The sequence below is a fragment of the Nocardioides sp. genome (genome assembly GCA_037045645.1).
Taxonomy (GTDB): Bacteria; Actinomycetota; Actinomycetes; order Propionibacteriales; family Nocardioidaceae; genus Nocardioides.
In genome coordinates this window covers 930,909-946,917 of record JBAOIH010000001.1, presented here as the reverse complement: position 1 = coordinate 946,917, position 16,009 = coordinate 930,909, and the positions used below count along the sequence as shown (strand labels likewise).

16 protein-coding genes, 2 tRNA genes and 1 pseudogene are annotated in these 16,009 nt (G+C 66.4%); 7 read left to right on the top strand and 12 right to left on the bottom strand.

The features are described 5' to 3' along the window. Positions 1 to 148: 148 nt before the first annotated feature. From V9G04_04590 to V9G04_04565, 6 genes are all read right to left on the bottom strand, one after another. Positions 149 to 224: transfer RNA gene (locus V9G04_04590), tRNA-Glu, on the bottom strand. Between the two features lie 96 nt (positions 225 to 320). Further along, a tRNA-Gln gene (locus tag V9G04_04585) sits at positions 321 to 392 on the bottom strand. Positions 393 to 455: 63 nt separating this feature from the next. Then, complete coding sequence (locus tag V9G04_04580; protein ID MEI2712577.1) at positions 456 to 1,400, bottom strand: CPBP family intramembrane glutamic endopeptidase; 945 nt, start codon at positions 1,398 to 1,400, stop codon at positions 456 to 458. Between the two features lie 3 nt (positions 1,401 to 1,403). Then, on the bottom strand, positions 1,404 to 2,873 hold the full coding sequence (gltX, locus tag V9G04_04575; GenBank protein ID MEI2712576.1) for a glutamate--tRNA ligase: 1,470 nt from the start codon (positions 2,871 to 2,873) through the stop codon (positions 1,404 to 1,406). Next, a complete protein-coding gene (locus tag V9G04_04570; protein ID MEI2712575.1) occupies positions 2,866 to 3,687 on the bottom strand; it encodes a fumarylacetoacetate hydrolase family protein in 822 nt (273 codons plus the stop codon). Before V9G04_04570 ends, gltX begins: the two co-directional genes overlap by 8 nt. After that, entirely contained in the window at positions 3,647 to 4,693 is a 1,047-nt protein-coding gene (locus V9G04_04565; GenBank protein MEI2712574.1) for an ECF transporter S component, read from the bottom strand. The genes V9G04_04570 and V9G04_04565 overlap by 41 nt, the downstream gene beginning before the upstream one ends. 99 nt (positions 4,694 to 4,792) lie before the next feature. Here V9G04_04565 and V9G04_04560 point away from each other — a divergent pair, with 99 nt between their 5' ends. Beyond that, a complete protein-coding gene (locus tag V9G04_04560; GenBank protein ID MEI2712573.1) occupies positions 4,793 to 5,686 on the top strand; it encodes a 3-methyladenine DNA glycosylase in 894 nt (297 codons plus the stop codon). Positions 5,687 to 5,932: 246 nt separating this feature from the next. Continuing rightward, entirely contained in the window at positions 5,933 to 6,448 is a 516-nt protein-coding gene (locus tag V9G04_04555) for a hypothetical protein (GenBank protein MEI2712572.1), read from the top strand. 118 nt (positions 6,449 to 6,566) lie between these two features. Here the strand turns inward: V9G04_04555 and V9G04_04550 are convergent, their stop codons facing one another. Further along, positions 6,567 to 6,965: a DUF2237 domain-containing protein gene (locus V9G04_04550; GenBank protein MEI2712571.1), complete on the bottom strand. Its 399-nt coding sequence runs from the start codon at positions 6,963 to 6,965 to the stop codon at positions 6,567 to 6,569. A gap of 1,069 nt (positions 6,966 to 8,034) precedes the next feature. On the opposite strand from V9G04_04550, the gene V9G04_04545 reads away from it, so the two are divergent. After that, positions 8,035 to 8,328: a DUF2087 domain-containing protein gene (locus V9G04_04545; protein ID MEI2712570.1), complete on the top strand. Its 294-nt coding sequence runs from the start codon at positions 8,035 to 8,037 to the stop codon at positions 8,326 to 8,328. After that, positions 8,318 to 8,917: a pentapeptide repeat-containing protein gene (locus V9G04_04540; protein MEI2712569.1), complete on the top strand. Its 600-nt coding sequence runs from the start codon at positions 8,318 to 8,320 to the stop codon at positions 8,915 to 8,917. Before V9G04_04545 ends, V9G04_04540 begins: the two co-directional genes overlap by 11 nt. On the opposite strand, the gene V9G04_04535 is transcribed toward V9G04_04540, so the two are convergent. Continuing rightward, positions 8,890 to 9,357: a TetR/AcrR family transcriptional regulator C-terminal domain-containing protein gene (locus V9G04_04535; GenBank protein ID MEI2712568.1), complete on the bottom strand. Its 468-nt coding sequence runs from the start codon at positions 9,355 to 9,357 to the stop codon at positions 8,890 to 8,892. The genes V9G04_04540 and V9G04_04535 overlap by 28 nt on opposite strands. Before the next feature lie 237 nt (positions 9,358 to 9,594). Between V9G04_04535 and V9G04_04530 the strand changes: the two genes are divergently transcribed. From V9G04_04530 to V9G04_04520, 3 genes are read left to right on the top strand one after another with little or no spacing between them, the layout of a single operon-like run. Then, positions 9,595 to 10,197: a biotin transporter BioY gene (locus V9G04_04530; protein ID MEI2712567.1), complete on the top strand. Its 603-nt coding sequence runs from the start codon at positions 9,595 to 9,597 to the stop codon at positions 10,195 to 10,197. Then, positions 10,194 to 10,886 (top strand): ABC transporter ATP-binding protein, encoded by a 693-nt coding sequence (locus tag V9G04_04525; GenBank protein MEI2712566.1) that lies wholly within the window; start codon positions 10,194 to 10,196, stop codon positions 10,884 to 10,886. Before V9G04_04530 ends, V9G04_04525 begins: the two co-directional genes overlap by 4 nt. Then, the gene (locus tag V9G04_04520; GenBank protein ID MEI2712565.1) at positions 10,883 to 11,488 is read left to right on the top strand and encodes an energy-coupling factor transporter transmembrane protein EcfT; all 606 of its coding nucleotides are present in this window, start codon (positions 10,883 to 10,885) and stop codon (positions 11,486 to 11,488) included. The genes V9G04_04525 and V9G04_04520 overlap by 4 nt, the downstream gene beginning before the upstream one ends. Before the next feature lie 64 nt (positions 11,489 to 11,552). Here V9G04_04520 and V9G04_04515 read toward each other — a convergent pair whose 3' ends face one another. From V9G04_04515 to cimA, 4 genes and pseudogenes are all read right to left on the bottom strand, one after another. Continuing rightward, positions 11,553 to 12,110: a GNAT family N-acetyltransferase gene (locus tag V9G04_04515; GenBank protein ID MEI2712564.1), complete on the bottom strand. Its 558-nt coding sequence runs from the start codon at positions 12,108 to 12,110 to the stop codon at positions 11,553 to 11,555. Between the two features lie 11 nt (positions 12,111 to 12,121). Continuing rightward, complete coding sequence (locus V9G04_04510; GenBank protein MEI2712563.1) at positions 12,122 to 12,745, bottom strand: LysE family translocator; 624 nt, start codon at positions 12,743 to 12,745, stop codon at positions 12,122 to 12,124. A gap of 111 nt (positions 12,746 to 12,856) precedes the next feature. Then, positions 12,857 to 14,242 (bottom strand): amidase, encoded by a 1,386-nt coding sequence (locus V9G04_04505; protein ID MEI2712562.1) that lies wholly within the window; start codon positions 14,240 to 14,242, stop codon positions 12,857 to 12,859. Between the two features lie 103 nt (positions 14,243 to 14,345). Beyond that, positions 14,346 to 15,933, bottom strand: a pseudogene (gene cimA, locus V9G04_04500) (citramalate synthase). Between the last annotated feature and the right edge of the window lie 76 nt (positions 15,934 to 16,009).

The window sequence follows — 16,009 nt, the reverse complement described above, 5'->3', positions numbered from 1 at the left end:
CAGGTCGGCGGCCTCACGCGGAGCAGACGCGACAGGTCGGCGGCCTCACGCGGAGCAGACGCGACAGGTCGGCGGCCTCACACGGAGCAGACGCGACAGGTCGACAGAACGGCCCCGGCAGCTTCGCTGATCCGGGGCCGTGCACTCGTGGTACCCCCGACCGGATTCGAACCGGCGCTACCGCCTTGAGAGGGCGGCGTCCTAGGCCACTAGACGACGGGGGCGTGATTGCTCACGCAACGAAGCGAAACTCTAGCCAGGCTGGAGATTCGCTCCAAATCCTCGCGAGCCGAGTCGGATCGGATCGCGTGGGTGGATCGCTGGGGTACAAGGACTCGAACCTTGACTAACTGAACCAGAATCAGTCGTGCTGCCAATTACACCATACCCCATGGGGGTATTCTGGCACGGCGGCCGGAACCCTCATGACGGCTCTGACGAGCCGAAGACGAACCTTACCCAGCCGCCCTCGGGGCCGCCAAAACGTCGGACTCTGTGCGTCGGGTCAGGCCCATCCGGTGGGCTGCGTACGACGCCAGCACCAGGTAGGTCAGCGACTGGGTCAGCGTGACGGGCAAGTTCCACCAGGTGCCGCCGCTCGGGTTGAGCGCGGACGCCATATCGCTGAACGCCAAAGCGAGCCCGAAGGCCAGGAAGTTGTTCAGCACATGCATCGCGATACCGGCCTCCAGCCCGCCGGTGATCACGACGAGCGTGCCCGCGACCACACCGAAGGCGAACCGGTCGAAGAAGATCGGCAGGTCCTGCGCACCGTGGGCGAACGCGAAGAGCAACGAGGTGACCGCGATCGCGATCGCAGCGGAGGTCTTCTCGCCCAGCTTCCACGACCAGCCGCCGAACACCTGGAGCAGATAACCGCGGAAGAGGTACTCCTCCCCCGCAGCCTGCAGTGGGGTGAGCAGAAGAACGACGAGGACGAAGTCACGCAGCGTGGGCGTCCATTCGTTGACCGAACCGGACACACTGCCGGCCTGCTCCGGGAGCACGATCGACACCGCCAGCGTGATGATCAAGGCCAGCACCGACAGCCCCAGGCACACCAAGAAATAGCCCCAACGCATCCGGCCCAGGATCGAGTTGAGCCAGCCCGGCCGCAGCCCGTGCAAGGCCCAGGTCATCAGCATCGTGACCGGGATCGAGGAGGCCAGGATCAGGTTGAGGTACGCCAGCGCGGCCGGCGTGGGATCGGACAGGTCGCCCAACTCTCCAAGTCGATCACCGACCGGCTGACCTGTCGCTGCGTACCAGATCATGAATGGCGCCAGCGCGAAGACGGAGGCACACGCGAACACCGTGAGCACGGACGCGATCAGGCCGAGCAGCCCACGCCACCAACCCGGACGACCCCCGAGATGGATCAGGTGATAGGGCAGCCGCACTGCTCAGCCGATCGCGTCGCGCAGGCGCGCCAACGAACGGTCGCGGCCCAGCAACTCCATCGACTCGAACAGCGGAGGGCTGACCCGACGGCCGGTGACGGCAACGCGTACGGGTCCGAAAGCGACGCGCGGCTTGAGTCCCAGACCGTCGATCAGCGAGGTCCGCAGCGCCTCCTCGATCGCGGCGGTCCCCCACGGGTGCAGGCCGTCGAGGGCGTCGTACGCCGCTCGTACGACCTCACGCCCCGCGTCGTCGATCTGGTCAACTCGAGCGAATTCGGCATCGGGGACGAACAGGAAGCCGAGCATGTCGACGGCCTCGTTGAGCTTGTTCATCCGCTCCGCGACCAGCGGCATCGCCTGCTCCAGCATCTGCGCGTCGGCGTCACTGACCGGACGCTTGATCACGCCCGCGTCCTTGAGCACCTTCAGCACCCGCTTGGTCAGGTCGTCGAGCGGGAGCATCCGCATGTGGTCGGCGTTGATCGCCTCGGCCTTCTTCATGTCGAAGCGAGCCGGGTTGGGGTTGACGTCGGCGATGTCGAACGCCTCGACCATCTCGGCCAGCGAGAAGACGTCGCGGTCGGCCGAGATCGCCCAGCCCAGGAGCGCCAGGTAGTTGAGCAGGCCTTCGGGCAGGAAGCCCTGGTCGCGGTACATGAACAGGTGCGACTCGGGATCGCGCTTGGACAGTTTCTTGTTGCCCTCGCCGGTCACGAACGGCAGGTGCCCGAACTGCGGCACCACCTTGGAGATGCCCAGCGCCACCAGCGCCTCGTGCAACGGGATCTGCCGCGGGGTGCTGGAGAGGATGTCCTCGCCGCGCAGCACGTGGGTGATCTCCATCAGCGCGTCGTCGACGGGGTTGACCAGCGTGTAGAGCGGGTCACCGTTGGCGCGCGCGAGCGCGAAGTCGGGAACGTACTGGGTCTCGAAGGTGATCTCACCGCGCACCAGGTCGTTCCAGGTGATCGAGCCGTCGGGCATCCGGAAGCGTACGACCGGCTTGCGGCCCTCGGCCTCGAACGCGGCCCGCTGCTCGGCGCTCAGTTCGCGGCAGAAGCCGTCGTACCCCATCACCTTGGAGCCGGCCGCCTTGCGGCGCGCGTCGACCTCGTCGTTGTGACAGAAGCAGTCGTAGGTGTACGACGACTCGCGCAGCTTGGCGAGCACGTCGGCGTAGATCTCGCTGCGCTCGGACTGGCGGTAGGGGCCGTGCGGACCTCCGACCTCGGGGCCTTCGTCCCAGTCGAGGCCGAGCCAGCGCATCGCGCCGAGCATCGCGTCGTACGACTCCTGGGTGCTGCGCTCCTTGTCGGTGTCCTCCACGCGGAACACGAAGGTGCCACCCCTGCCGTTCAAAGCAGCGTGCCTCGCAAAGGCCCAGTTGTACAGAGCCGTACGGGCGAAGCCGACGTGTGGCGAGCCGGTCGGGGACGGACAGAAGCGGACGCGAACAGCGGAGTCACTCACGACGCATCACTGTATTCGTGAGCGCACCGAGCCCCTCAATCGCGACCTCGACCTCGCTGCCGACCTCCATCGGGCCGACGCCTGCCGGCGTGCCGGTGAGGATCACGTCCCCGGGCAAGAGCGTCATCACGCTGGTGACGTAGGCGATCAGGGTGGGGATGTCGAAGATCAGGTCGCGGGTGTTGCCGTCCTGCTTGAGGTCACCGTCGAGGTAGGTCTGCACCGACCGACCTTGGGTGAAGTCGTCCGGATCCAGGTCGGTCTCGATCCACGGCCCGAGCGGGCAGAACGTGTCGAACCCCTTGCCGCGGGTGAACTGGACGTCCTTGCGTTGCAGGTCGCGTGCCGTCACGTCGTTGCCGATGGTGTAGCCGTAGATGACGTCAGTGGCCTGCTCCACGGGCACATCGCGACAGATTCGGCCGATCACGACCGCGAGTTCTCCCTCGAAGTGCACGTTGCTGCTCTGCGGTGGGTAGTGAATCGGATCGCCGGGACCGATCACGCTGGTGTTGGGCTTGAGGAAGATCAGCGGCTCCTCGGGGATCTCCATGCCCATCTCCTTGGCGTGATCGGCGTAGTTGCGTCCGATCGCGACCACCTTGCTGCGGGGAATCACCGGCGCGAGGAGGCGTACGTCTGCGTGGCGGTGCTCGGTCTGGGCGGGCTTGACGCCCGCGAAGAGCGGGTCGCCGACCAGTTCGACGATGACCGCGTCCTCGCCGGGTTGGCCGAACTCGTCAAGGTCTCCGGTCAGGACGCCGTACCTGGGCTCACCTTCGGTCGAAGGCGCGGTGAATCGGCAGATGCGCATGGGGCGAGGTTAGCGAGCGGGTGATTGGGTCGTCAGGCTCGGTCAGCCAGGCGGCGGGAAGCCGACTGCGCCCCCTCGCGCCCATCGTCTCGATCACCGCCAGCGCGACGAACCCGGAGACCAGTTTGTCCGCCAACGAGGTCAAGAGATTGGATATCGACACCGACATCACCATGCTGTGCGTGGCATGGACCAGTGTCTGTGAGATCTCGTAGACGCCATGATGGTTGGTGATGCCATGACTGGTCAGGAAGATGATCGGGATGGCGACGACCGAACACACCAAGGCCACCAGCGTGTTGAGTGCGAAGAAGCGCGGAATGGAGCGCCCGAGGCGCCAGCGGCGTACGCCGTAGCCCCATGCCAGCGCGCCCGCCACGTTGACCAGCGCGAACGGGATGGAGACAGGGCCGGTGATGGCGGCACCGAGCAAGTTGGTCGTCAGCCCGACACCGGCACCCCACCAGGGACCTAGCGCGATCGCGGCGAACGCCGTCCCGATCATGTCGAGGTAGAGCGGAAGCGAGAGGAAGTCGATGATCACGCGGCCGGGCAGATTCGCCAGCACACACACGAGCGCGATCGCGCACGCGGCCTTGGTCGACATCTCCACGACCACCTGCTCGGCGGGCTCGACCTCGACTACGGCAGGGGATGTCTCGGGATCCGGCGCGGACTCGCGGACTTCGGCGACCAGTGCGAGCGGCGCCTGCTGCACCGCGCGATGGCACCGTTTCGCCCAGTCCTCTGCCTCCGTCTCGCTGCCACCCAGGGCTCGCACGATGTCCGCCACGAGCGTGGAGTCGAGTCGTCGGCGACCGGTGCGGAACGCGTCGTACACGGTCGTACGCGCCACACGTGCCCGCTCGCTGGGGGTGCCGCGTCCCACCCGAATGCGGCCCACCTCTGCGGCGATATCGGCGTACGAGGGATAGTTGCGGCTGGCCCGCATCTCCTGCAGCGCCTCGACGAGTTCATCGATGGATTGCTGCTGACGGCTAGACATCGCTTCCCCTCCTGATTGCGTCACCCTAACGGGCGGATCTGTGGCAGGGGCGCGATCTCGCAGACCGCGTTCCTGACCCGCGGCCTAGTCTTGGCAGCCGTGGACGTGATTGCCGAGAAGACGTGGCGCAAGGCTGCACATGCGCATGCTGCTCGCGTGGAGTCGTACGTCTCCACCCATCTCGCGCGCCGCGAAGCGGGAATCAAGCATCCGGTCCATGACTTCCTGTTCACCTACTACTCACATCGGCCGGCGGCGTTGCGGCAGTGGCATCCGGGCTACGGAGTCGGTCTCGCAGGGGCGATGTCGTACGACTCGATGCGCGGCTACGCCGTGTCCGCCGACGGCGTCGCCACGGTCTGCGACGACCATCTCGGCCAGCAGGTGCCGTTGCTTCGCAGGTTGCTCACCTTGCTCTGCGCGACGGCATCGCGGCCGGGCACATTCGGGTGCTTCGGATTGCACGAGTGGGCCATGGTCTATCGCAGCGCCGAGACCCGCCACGACTGGCCGCTGCGGCTCGGGTCTTCGGGGACCGACGCCGTGGTGGACTCGCACCGGATCGGCTGCTCACACTTCGATGCGTTCCGATTCTTCACCGCGCCGGCGCGCCCGTTGAACACGTTGCAGCCTGGGCGCGATGACCGGGCCTCGTACGAGCAGCCGGGATGCCTGCACGCCAACATGGATCTCTACGGCAAGGTTGCAGTCAGGTTGATGCCGTTGATCGCCTCGGCTCTTCTCATGGACGCCTTCGAGCTTGCGTGGGATATCCGCATCCTCGACATGCGCGCCGCGCCGTACGACTTGACCGGGATCGTGCTCGACCCCACGGGTGAGCCGTGGACTCCGGTCTGCATCGAGACGGCAGACGGCAAGGCTGAATATGTGACCGCCCAGAAGGCGTTCAGCGAACGGGCGAGGCCGATTCGTGAGCGGTTGGTCGTGGAGTGTGAGCGGCTGCTCGCCGCTGCAGGGCCGCCAGCGCGATGACCTAGGGCCGACGCGGCCGTTTTGTGATGTCGATCACAGTAAAAAAAGAAACGTTCGCTTGACTTGCCCGGAGTCTGGGGTTTTCAATGGCGACTCAACCCTGGGGTCATCGATCCCGCGCTATTCTCAGGAGGCCCTGACATGACCACCATTCGACCTACTCGCCGTAGCGTGACCAAAGGGGCTGTGTGGTCAGTCCCCGCAGTAGCTGCTGTCAGTGCCGCACCAGCCTACGCCACCAGCCTCGTGCCATGCCCCACCACAGCCTGCGTGGTGCACACGGTGTTGTCGGCTCCGACCTTTACCGTGACCGCGCAGAACGGAAACGTCTTCAGCGGGCAGAGTCGAGTGAACTTGAATCTCGGCGACATCTATATCAACTCCGCCTGTGCTCCGGCTGGCACCACCGGCTTCCGGTTCCAGATCAACACTGTCACCGGCTATGACCAGGCTGGAGTCGCCCACACCGGCACCAACCTGTTGCAGAACGCGGACTCACCGTACGTGCTGGGCGCCGGCGGGGCCATGTGGGTGCGCGCCGACTTCATGGATTTCGCCTACAACGCGCCCGGCCCTGACCCCGACTGGAGTAGCAGCCATTACCTCATGTCGTACACGATCACCTACACCGTGACGTTCCTGCGGTGGCTGACCGGCACCACTACCTACGAACCACACACGGGGCCGTGTGCCTACTCCACGTCGATCGTGGCTTCTCCCAACCTCACCTACATCGGTGGCGGGCTGACCAAGTTCAACTGACAAACGGGGCATCACAGGCCCCCACCGGTGGTCGAGGAGCAGCCGCACGCGCGTCTCGAAACCACACCAGCCCACCGGTGGTCGAGTGCTGCGTCGGCCTCGCCGATCACGTAATCACTCATTGTGGGTCGCCCAGCCACGCACCCGGGTCGTCCGGGATGTCGACCGCGTGCTCGCGCAACATCTCTAGCGGGATCACTTGCAAAGCCAGCTCGGAGGTAGCGGCAAGGACGACCGGCGCGGCGAGCCCCGCTTCGTACGCCTGACGCCACCGGATCGCCACAACACACCAGCGGTCGCCGGGAACAAGGCCCGGGAAGCCGTACTCAGGCATCGGCGACACCAGGTCATTGCCTACCGAGAGTTGGTGCGCCAAGAACTCCTCGGTCATCACGGCACACACCGCGTGCAGCCCGGGGTCGTCCAGGCATTCGCAGTGCCCGTTGCGGTTCCAGCCGGTGACGGGGTCGAGGCCGCACTCTTCGAGCTGGCCGCCGAGCACGTTGAGTTCGGTCACGCCCCGGAGCCTGCCATGTCGGTGGGCGCGGTGTTACTGACTTGGTGTCAAAAGTTCGTCGGCGCAGACCCAACTGCGCGCCGCATTCACAAGACGATCGGCTGAGCCCGACCCGCTGAGCCAGTTGACATAGGTGTCGTCGCTCCACACCACGCTGAACGTCGAGCCAGACCCAGTCGGCGAGTTCTCGTACGCAACGCCAGAGTGCGATCCAACCTCAACGCGCAGTACCCGACCGTCCAACAAATGGGTCATCTCCTCGGGCCCGGTCCCCTCAGCGAGCACGCTTCTCACCAGCATGATCCCCCCGCGCCCCTCAAACTCAGGGACGGTGAGTCCCTCGACATCAACGGGTCCAAAGTAGGAAACTCCGGCTTGAACGGCGCCGTTATCGACAACCCCTCGAACGGGCAGACCGCCAATGCGCTCCGGCAAAAGCGCTCGGGCCAGGGCCGCATCGCTGGGGTTCGCGGCATGTATGGGAAGTGGCGCTGGACCCCACTGGCGCTTGGTGCTCACAACATGGTCTGGCGTCGTCATCACGTCGGCCCTTGTACACCCGGTTCCAGGTTCGGCGAGTTGCGAATGTTCGATTGCTGTGGTCGAGCCGCACCCTCCCAACAATATTGCCAAGGTGACGCAATGAAGAACTCGACTACGCGACATGTAGCACGCTCATTTCAATCGAGAGGTGGGAGATACACGTTGAACGCCCGAGAGTCGACATATTCTCCATTTGGCGTCGAAATCATTTTGGCAAACTCCCCCCGCGCCTCCAGCCCCAACGCCCTTATACGTACCCACTGCGAGAAAGGTAATGCCATCTTGGAATCCAACCTGAACTGGATGCACGAGGCTGTCATTGGTGGCACCGACGCTTGGGTCAGTCCGGACGTTTTGAACACCCGACCAGCCCGTGACGTTGTTCTTGCTCGAGAGCCATCGGTAACTTTGATCGTTAGCGTCAGCAGGCGCGGCACACAAGAAGACGAACAACACAGCGATTGCGCAACTCTTCACCGCGACAGTCGGCGCGCCCACATCGTGACAGTCAAGGAGTTCTGGAGAGATGACCTACGGTGGCCCGGTGCTGACTCCCGACGAGCAACGCGTCGTCAACAACTTCCTGGCGCCCGATGGCAGCCTTCGTACGATCCCTTCAAAGCGGGCCAAACTGCTCCTCGTGCTCGATCACTTGTCCGAATCGTTCGAAGTCGGGCGGTCGTATCCAGAGGCGGAAGTCAACGAGATCCTCACGGGCTTCCATCCCGACTTTGCGGCCCTGCGGCGCTATCTCATTGAGGATCAGTTCCTCGCTCGCGAGGACGGTCGATATTGGCGAGTTGAGCCCCATGAGTCTTGACCAGCACGGCATCGAGTTTCGCGACGAGGATTGGTATGGCGACGACCTCGGTGCCGCAGTCTTCACCGACTGCACCTTCACCGAAGTCGACTTCAGCGAGGCCCAGACGCGAGGGGCGCGCTTCACCGACTGCACGTTTCACAACTGCCGCTTCAACGCCTCCGTCCACGACAGCACTGCCTTCGTGGGCTGCGACTTTCGGCGTACGAACTTCTTCGACGCGGTCTTCACCGCGTGCAAGCTCACCGGGTCGAACTTCAGCGAGTGCACGCTGCGACCGATCAAAGTGCTCGGCGGGCAGTGGCGCGGGGTCGGACTGCGCGGTGCGAACCTGAGCAAACTGAACCTGTCGGGCGTGGATCTGCGCGAGTCGGATCTGTCGTTGGCCGACCTGCGTACGACCGACTTGCGCGACGCACAACTCGACGGCGTGACGCTGCAAGGCGCTCAGTTAGAGGGCGCTGACCTGCGCGGCGCATCCCTGGATCGCGTTGACCTGACCGCTGCTTCGATTCGAGGTCTGCAACTCGACCTGACGGGCGCGGTGTTGCTCGCCGAGCTTCACGGCGTCGTGGTCGACACCGCCTGAGCGATCCCGGCCAGGATCAGCTCGACGCCCGCCGCGAAGTCACCCGCGTCTCGGTCTTTGGCTACCGCGCCGAACCGGGCGAGTTGGTCGTACGTCTGCTCATCCACCGCGTGCCCATAGACGAAGTGCAGCAGCGTCCGGGCGGCTCGACCTGCGGCGCGGTCGGTCAGACCCCCCTCTCGCGGAAGAACTGCGGCCGCAGGGGCGGTCGGACCGGCTGGCACCTCGACCCCGGCCGCAGTTCTTCCCAAGATGGCGCGCAGGTCCTCGTACGCTCCCCTGCCGCCCAGGCCGAACGCCGACATCGAGGCCACGAGTTCGGCACCGTCGGTGTGCGCGAGCAGCACGCGTCTCAGGTCCTGGCACACCGCCATGGCGCGCGCCTGCCAGTCGCCTGCCTCAGGCACGCGATTGCGTTCGGCCAAGATCGCGTCGGCCACCGCCGCGAGCAGAGACTGCTTGTCCGGGAAGTGGTGATAGAGCGCGCTGGGCTGGACGTCTAGCTCTTTGCGAGTCGACGCATGGTGAGGTCGGGGAGGCCGACAGCGTCCAGCAGCGCGAGCGCACTGCGTACGACATCCTCGCGGCGGTGACGCATCGTGGTCCTCCTGCCGACTCCGGCCGATCACACGCTAACCTGAACGCTGTTCAGGTTAGCCGTACCCCGGGAGCAACACGTGTCCACCTCCACCTCCACGCCACCCACGACCTCGGCGTCGAACAAGGCCTTCGGCGCCACCGACCTGGCGCTGATCGCCTCGTTCGCCGCGCTGACCTGCGTGTGCGCGTACATCGGCGCGATCCCGACCGGCACCGGCGTGCCCGTCACCTTGCAGACGTTCGCAATCATGCTCGGCGGCGTGTTGCTCGGCCCCATCCGCGGCTTCCTGGCCGCCACTCTCTATCTGCTGCTCGGCGCCATCGGGCTGCCCGTCTTTGCCGAGCACTCCTCGGGGCTCGGCGTGTTCACGGGCGCGAGCGCAGGCTACCTGTGGTCGTTCCCGATCGCGGCGCTGGTGGGTGGCTACCTGGTGAAGTACGTCGCGGGCGGGCGGCGTACGCGGGCGGCCTTCGTCTTCCTCTGCTCGATCGCGGCCAGCTTCTTGGTGATCCACCCGATGGGGATTGCGTGGATGCAGCACTTCTTCGACGTGTCGTGGCGTGAGGCGTTGACGTACGACACCCCCTTCTGGATCGGCGACCTGGTCAAGACGACGCTGGTCGCGTTGATCGCCGCCGAGGTGCACCGGGCGTTCCCCCGGTTGCTCTCGCGCACGTGATCTCGTTCGAGGGCGCCGCAGTCTCGGTCCCCTTGGCGGGCGGCGGGACGCGCGAGATCCTGGCGCCGGTGTCGCTGACACTGTCCGAGCAGCGGGTGGCTTTGATCGGCGCCAATGGGTCGGGCAAGTCGACGATGGCGCGGCTGATCAACGGGCTGGTTTTGGCTTCGACCGGGCGCGTCGTCGTGGATGGGCTCGACGTGGCGCGAGACGCGGCTGCCGTACGCCGCCTTGTCGCCTTCTCGTTCACTGATCCGTCGGCGCAACTGGTGATGCCGACGTGCGTAGAAGACGTCGAACTCTCGTTGCGGCGTACGGTCCCGCGGGCCTCTCGTCGGGCGCGCGCGCTGGAAGTCCTGGCCGACTTCGGCCTGGCTGCGCACGCCGACGACTCGGTGCATTCGCTCTCAGGGGGCCAACGCCAACTGCTCGCTCTGGCAGGGGTGTTGGCGGTCTCGCCGCGCATCTTGATCGCCGACGAGCCCACCACCCTGCTTGATCGCGCCAACGCGCGTCTGATCGCCTCGGTGCTGCTCGGGCTCTCGCAGCAACTGGTGTTGGTCACCCACGATCTTTCGCTGGCTGCCCAGTGCGACCGGGTGCTCGTACTCGATCGTGCGCACGTGGTCTTCGACGGTCCCGCCGCGGAGGGCGTCGACCACTACATGGCGTTGAGTGACGCCTCGTGAGCAGCATCCTCGTCGGCGTCTATCACCCCGGTCGCACCTGGCTGCATCGACTTCCCGTCGGCGCGAAGGTGCTCGCGCTGATGGTGTTGTCGCTGGTGATCGTGGGCGTACGTGACCCGTGGTTCGCCTGCGTCGCCTTGGTCACATCACTGCTGATCGCGGCATCGGGACGGGTGCCGCTGCGGGTGTTATGGCGTACGACCCGGACCGTGCTGCTGTTCGCGGTCTTCGCGGCGGTGTTGCAGTGGTGGTGGTACGGCGGGGCGAAGGCGGTCGAGACCCTGTTGGACGTGGTGGCGTTGGCCATCTTGGCCGTCACGTTGTCCGCAACGACCTCGATGCAGGCCATGCTCGATGCGTTCATCGCGTGGCTCGGGCCATTTCGGCGATTCGGCGTCAATCCCGAACGCGTCGCGCTGACGATCTCCCTGGCGATCGGGGCGCTGCCCGCGATCTTGGCGTTGGCGGTCGAAACCCGAGATGCCGCCCGGGCACGTGGGCTGGGCAATCACCCCCGCGCGTACCTCACGCCCTTCGTGATCCGCGTGGTTGCGCGGGCGTACGAGACGGGCGACGCGCTCGCGGCCCGCGGCCTCGACTGAGTCAGCAGAACTTCCGGCCGAGTCAGCAGAACTTCCCGCCGAGTCAGCAGAACTTCCGGCCGAGTCAGCAGACGAGTCCCGTGGTCGAGGTCCACGCCCCGAGCGCATCGGCGGGGCGCTCCTCCTCAGCCGTGACCTCGCCGACGATCTCGAAGCCGCGCCGCTGGTAGTTGGCCAACGCGGCCGGGCCGTCGAGGGTGCAGGTGTGCACCCACACGCGTACGACCTCCTCGACCTCGTGTCGTTGCGGGAGAGACCAGGCCTGGTCGACGCCGTACGCCAACAGCGCCCCGCCGAGTCCGCGCCCGATGGCGGCCTCCGTCAGCCCGAAATACCGGATCTCGACCGACGAGTCTTCAGCAAACAGTTGGACGTAACCCGCCGGGACCCCCTCGGCGTACGCGACGTGGAACTCGCTGCGCGCGATCTCTGCCAGCCACTCTTGGCGCGACCACGTGAGCCGATCGACCCAATGCCAGGGGCCGCCGACGAGCGCGTAGAGAAAACGGGCGTACTCCGGGGAGATGGCCGGCGCGACTTCAATGCGTACGCCTGCCGGGATCGGCGGGCGCGCGCCAAGAGGTGGCGTACGCATCTCCAACGTCCAGGTCGTCACCTGCACCGACCGCACCGCTATTCGCTCGCGACGAGCAGGCCGCCGAGGCCGATCATCATCGTGCCACCGGCCACCGACAGTCCATCGAGACGCGTGGGCTTGCTGGCAAACCAGTCGCGCGCCTTGCCGGCCGCCAGCGCCCAGATCGAGTCGGACATCACGGCCAGGATCGCGAACACGATGCCGAGGATCAGCGACTGCAAGCCGACCGAGCCGCCGGGGTCGGTGAACTGCGGCAGGAAGGCCACGAAGAACACGATCGTCTTCGGATTGGTCAGCCCGACCGTGAAACCGATCCGCACGGGGTGACCGCGTCGGATCGGCACGCCCGTGGCCATCGCCTCACGCGCATCACCGCGGTGCCGGATCGCATTGATGCCCAGCCAGACGACATAGAGCGCGCCGGCGACCTTGATCAGGGTGTACGCATGGGTGCTCGCCGCGACGATCGCGCCTAATCCCAACGCGACCAGGACGACCTGGGCCACCAGCCCGAGGGCGTTGCCGACCACGCTGAGCAGAGCTTCCGTACGCCCGACCGTGAGCGCGCGACCGATAGTGAAGAGCAGGCTCGGGCCTGGCACTTGGATGAACAGGATCGACGCGATCAAGAACGCGATCCATTGGTGAGTCGACGGCACGAGAGAAGTGTGGGCCAATGCGGGGATTCTGCGCACATTTCTGCTGACTCGGCGGGAATAGCTGCCGACTCGGCGGGAATAGCTGCCGACTCGGCGGGAATAGCTGCTGACTCACCAGCCTGGAGGCGTACGACCGGTGAACCCACCGACCGCCTGCTCGACCTGAGTGGCCAGGGCCAGCAACAGCTCCTCCTCAGCGGGTCGGGCGGCCAGCATGACCCCCACCGGCAGCCCGTCCGGCGTCCAGTGCAACGGCAGCGAGATCGCGGGCATCCCCGTGACGTTCCAGGCTGAGGTCCAGGGCGTGAGTGCCTTCTGCGCCTCGAAGTCGGCCTCCGGATCCTCGTCGTTGCGCAACGCGCCGACCCTCGGCGGCGGCTGGGCGATGGTCGGGGTCAGCACCGCGTCGTACGCAGCCAGCGCCTGCAAAGCACCCGCCGCAAACCGGCGCATCTCTCCAAGGGCAAGACCGAACTCGGGTCCGCTGACCCGATGCCCCCGCTCGGCCAGCCATCGCGTGAGCGGGCGTACGAACTCCTCGTCGCCGGGTCGCACCGAAAGCGCGGTCAGCACGCTCCAACAGGTCTCGAAGACCGGCACTGCCTCGCGCGACATCGGCACCTCGATGTCGACGACCTCGTGTCCGAGGGAGGCCAGCAGCACACTGGTGTCGTCGTATGCACGCACCACCTCGGGGTGGATCTCGACGTCCGCGATCACCGGTTCGATGAATCTTGCGATCCGCAGCCGTCCCGGTTCCCGCTCGCACGCCGGGAGAAAGTCCCCCGGCGACGCCCAGAACGGATCACCGACGACGGGGCCGGCCATCACGTCGAGGAACGCCGCCACATCGCGGACCGTACGCCCCAACGGGCCGTTGGTGGACAAGCCCACCGGCTCGCCAAAGAGGGGGCCGCTGGAGACGCGCCCCCGGCTGGGCTTGAGGCCGACGATCCCGCAGCATGATGCAGGAATCCTGATCGAGCCCCCGCCGTCGGAGCCTTGGGCGATCGGCGCCAGGCCAGCCGCCACTGCCGCCGCTGCGCCCCCTGACGACCCGCCTGCCATCCGGGTGCGATCCCATGGCGTGACGGCCGGCGGTGCAACTTCAGGTTCGGTGTAGCAGGGCGAGCCGAACTCCGGGGTGTTGGTCTTGCCGAGGCTGATGAGTCCTGCCGATTCGATCTTCGTCACGACGTGGTCGTCGTACGCCGGCACGAAGTCGCGCCAGATCGCGGAACCGAAGGTCGTACGCACTCCACGCGTCGCGTTGAGGTCCTTGATCGCCGTCGGCACACCCCACAACGGGCCCGCGTCGGCCGGGCGCGATCCCAGTCGTTGCGCGTGTTCGACCGCTTGCTCGGTGGTGCGCGTGACGTACGCCCCGACCTCGTCGGCCCGCTCGGCGTAGTGGCGTACCAACTCAATCGGCGACACCTCGCCGTCCTTGATCGCTGTGCCCTGCTCCAGGGAGGTCAGGTCGTGCAACTGCGCCATGCACCCACGGTAGGGCGCTGCGGCGGGGATATCTGCTGACTCGGCGGGGATATCTGATGACTCGGCGGGAAGACCTGCTGACTCGGCGGGGATATCTGCTGACTCAGCGGGCGTGGCGGCGCAGGCCGAACGTCAGCCCGTCCACCAGCGCCTCCCACGAAGCTTCGATGACGTTGTGGCCGACGCCGACGGTCACCCACGAGGTCTCGCCGTCGGAGGTCTCGATCAGCACGCGGGTCACCGCGTCGGTACCGTGCGAGGTGTCTTGGATGCGCACCTTGTAGTCGATGAGTTCGAACTTCGCGACCTCGGGGAAGGCCTGGCTCAGCGCCGTACGCAGGGCGTGGTCGAGCGCATTGACCGGACCGTTGCCCTCTCCCGCGACGACATAGCGCTCACCGCCGGTGCGTACCTTCACCGTCGCGTCCGACAGCGCCTCGGCCGACGGGTCGTCTGGGGTGTGGGTGACCACGCGCCAGGACTCGATGTCGAAGTACGACGGCCGCTGCCCCTCGACCTCCTCGGCCAGCAGGAGTTCGAATGACGCGTTGGCCGCCTCGAAGGTGTAGCCCGACTGCTCCATGTTCTTGACCCGAGTGGTGATCCGGGTGACGAGTTCGCGATCGTCGGACAGGTCGTAGCCCAGTTCGCGACCCTTCAGCTCGATGGTCGCGCGGCCGGCCATGTCGGAGACGAGCAGGCGCATGTCGTTGCCGACGCCGAGTGGGTCCATGTGCTGATAGAGATCCGGGTCGACCTTGATCGCACTCGCGTGCAGCCCGGCCTTGTGCGCGAACGCCGAGGCGCCGACGTACGGTTGACGACCGTACGGCGGCACGTTGGTGACCTCGGCGACCGCATGCGCGATCCGGGTGGCTTCGGACAAGAGCCCTTGTGGCAGCACCTGCTTGTCGAAGCTTCAACTCCAGGTTGGCGACCACCGAGACGAGGTCGGCGTTGCCCGTACGTTCGCCGTACCCGTTGATCGTGCCCTGCACGTGAGTCGCGCCCGCATCGACCGCCGCGAGCGTGTTCGCGACCGCACAGCCGGTGTCGTTGTGGCAGTGAATCCCCACCCGCGCGCCCGTCGAGGCGATCACGTCGCCCACCACGTCGCCGACCCAGCTCGGCAGCATGCCGCCGTTGGTGTCGCACAGTGCCACGACCTCGGCGCCTGCTTCGGCCGCGACCCGCAGCACCTCCAGCGCGTAGTCGCGATTGTCGCGATAGCCGTCGAAGAAGTGCTCGGCATCGAGGAAGACCGACTGTCCCTCCGCGCGCAGGTGGGTGACGGTGTCGCGCACCATGGCGAGGTTTTCTTCCAGCGTCGTACGCAGCGCCTTCTCGACGTGCCGGTCGTGGCTCTTCGCCACGAGGGTCACCACCGAGGCGCCGCTGTCACGCAGCGCCGCGACGAGCGGGTCGTCGGCCGCTGCGACCCCTGCGCGCCGGGTCGCGCCGAATGCGGTCAGTCGGGCGTGCTCAAGCTGGAGTTCGTCGCGCGCGATCCGGAAGAACTCGGTGTCCTTGGGGTTCGCGCCCGGCCAGCCCCCTTCGATGAAGCCGACACCGAGTCCGTCGAGTTGCCGCGCGATAGCGAGCTTGTCGGCCACGGAGAGGTTCAACCCCTCCTGCTGCGCGCCGTCGCGCAGGGTCGTGTCATAGACGTGGAAGGCGCCCTGCAGGTCCATCGGGTCTCTCTTTTCGGCTCCGGACGTGAAAAAACCTCCCGTGGGTACGAGAGGTCTGCGCGTCGAGGGTGGTCGA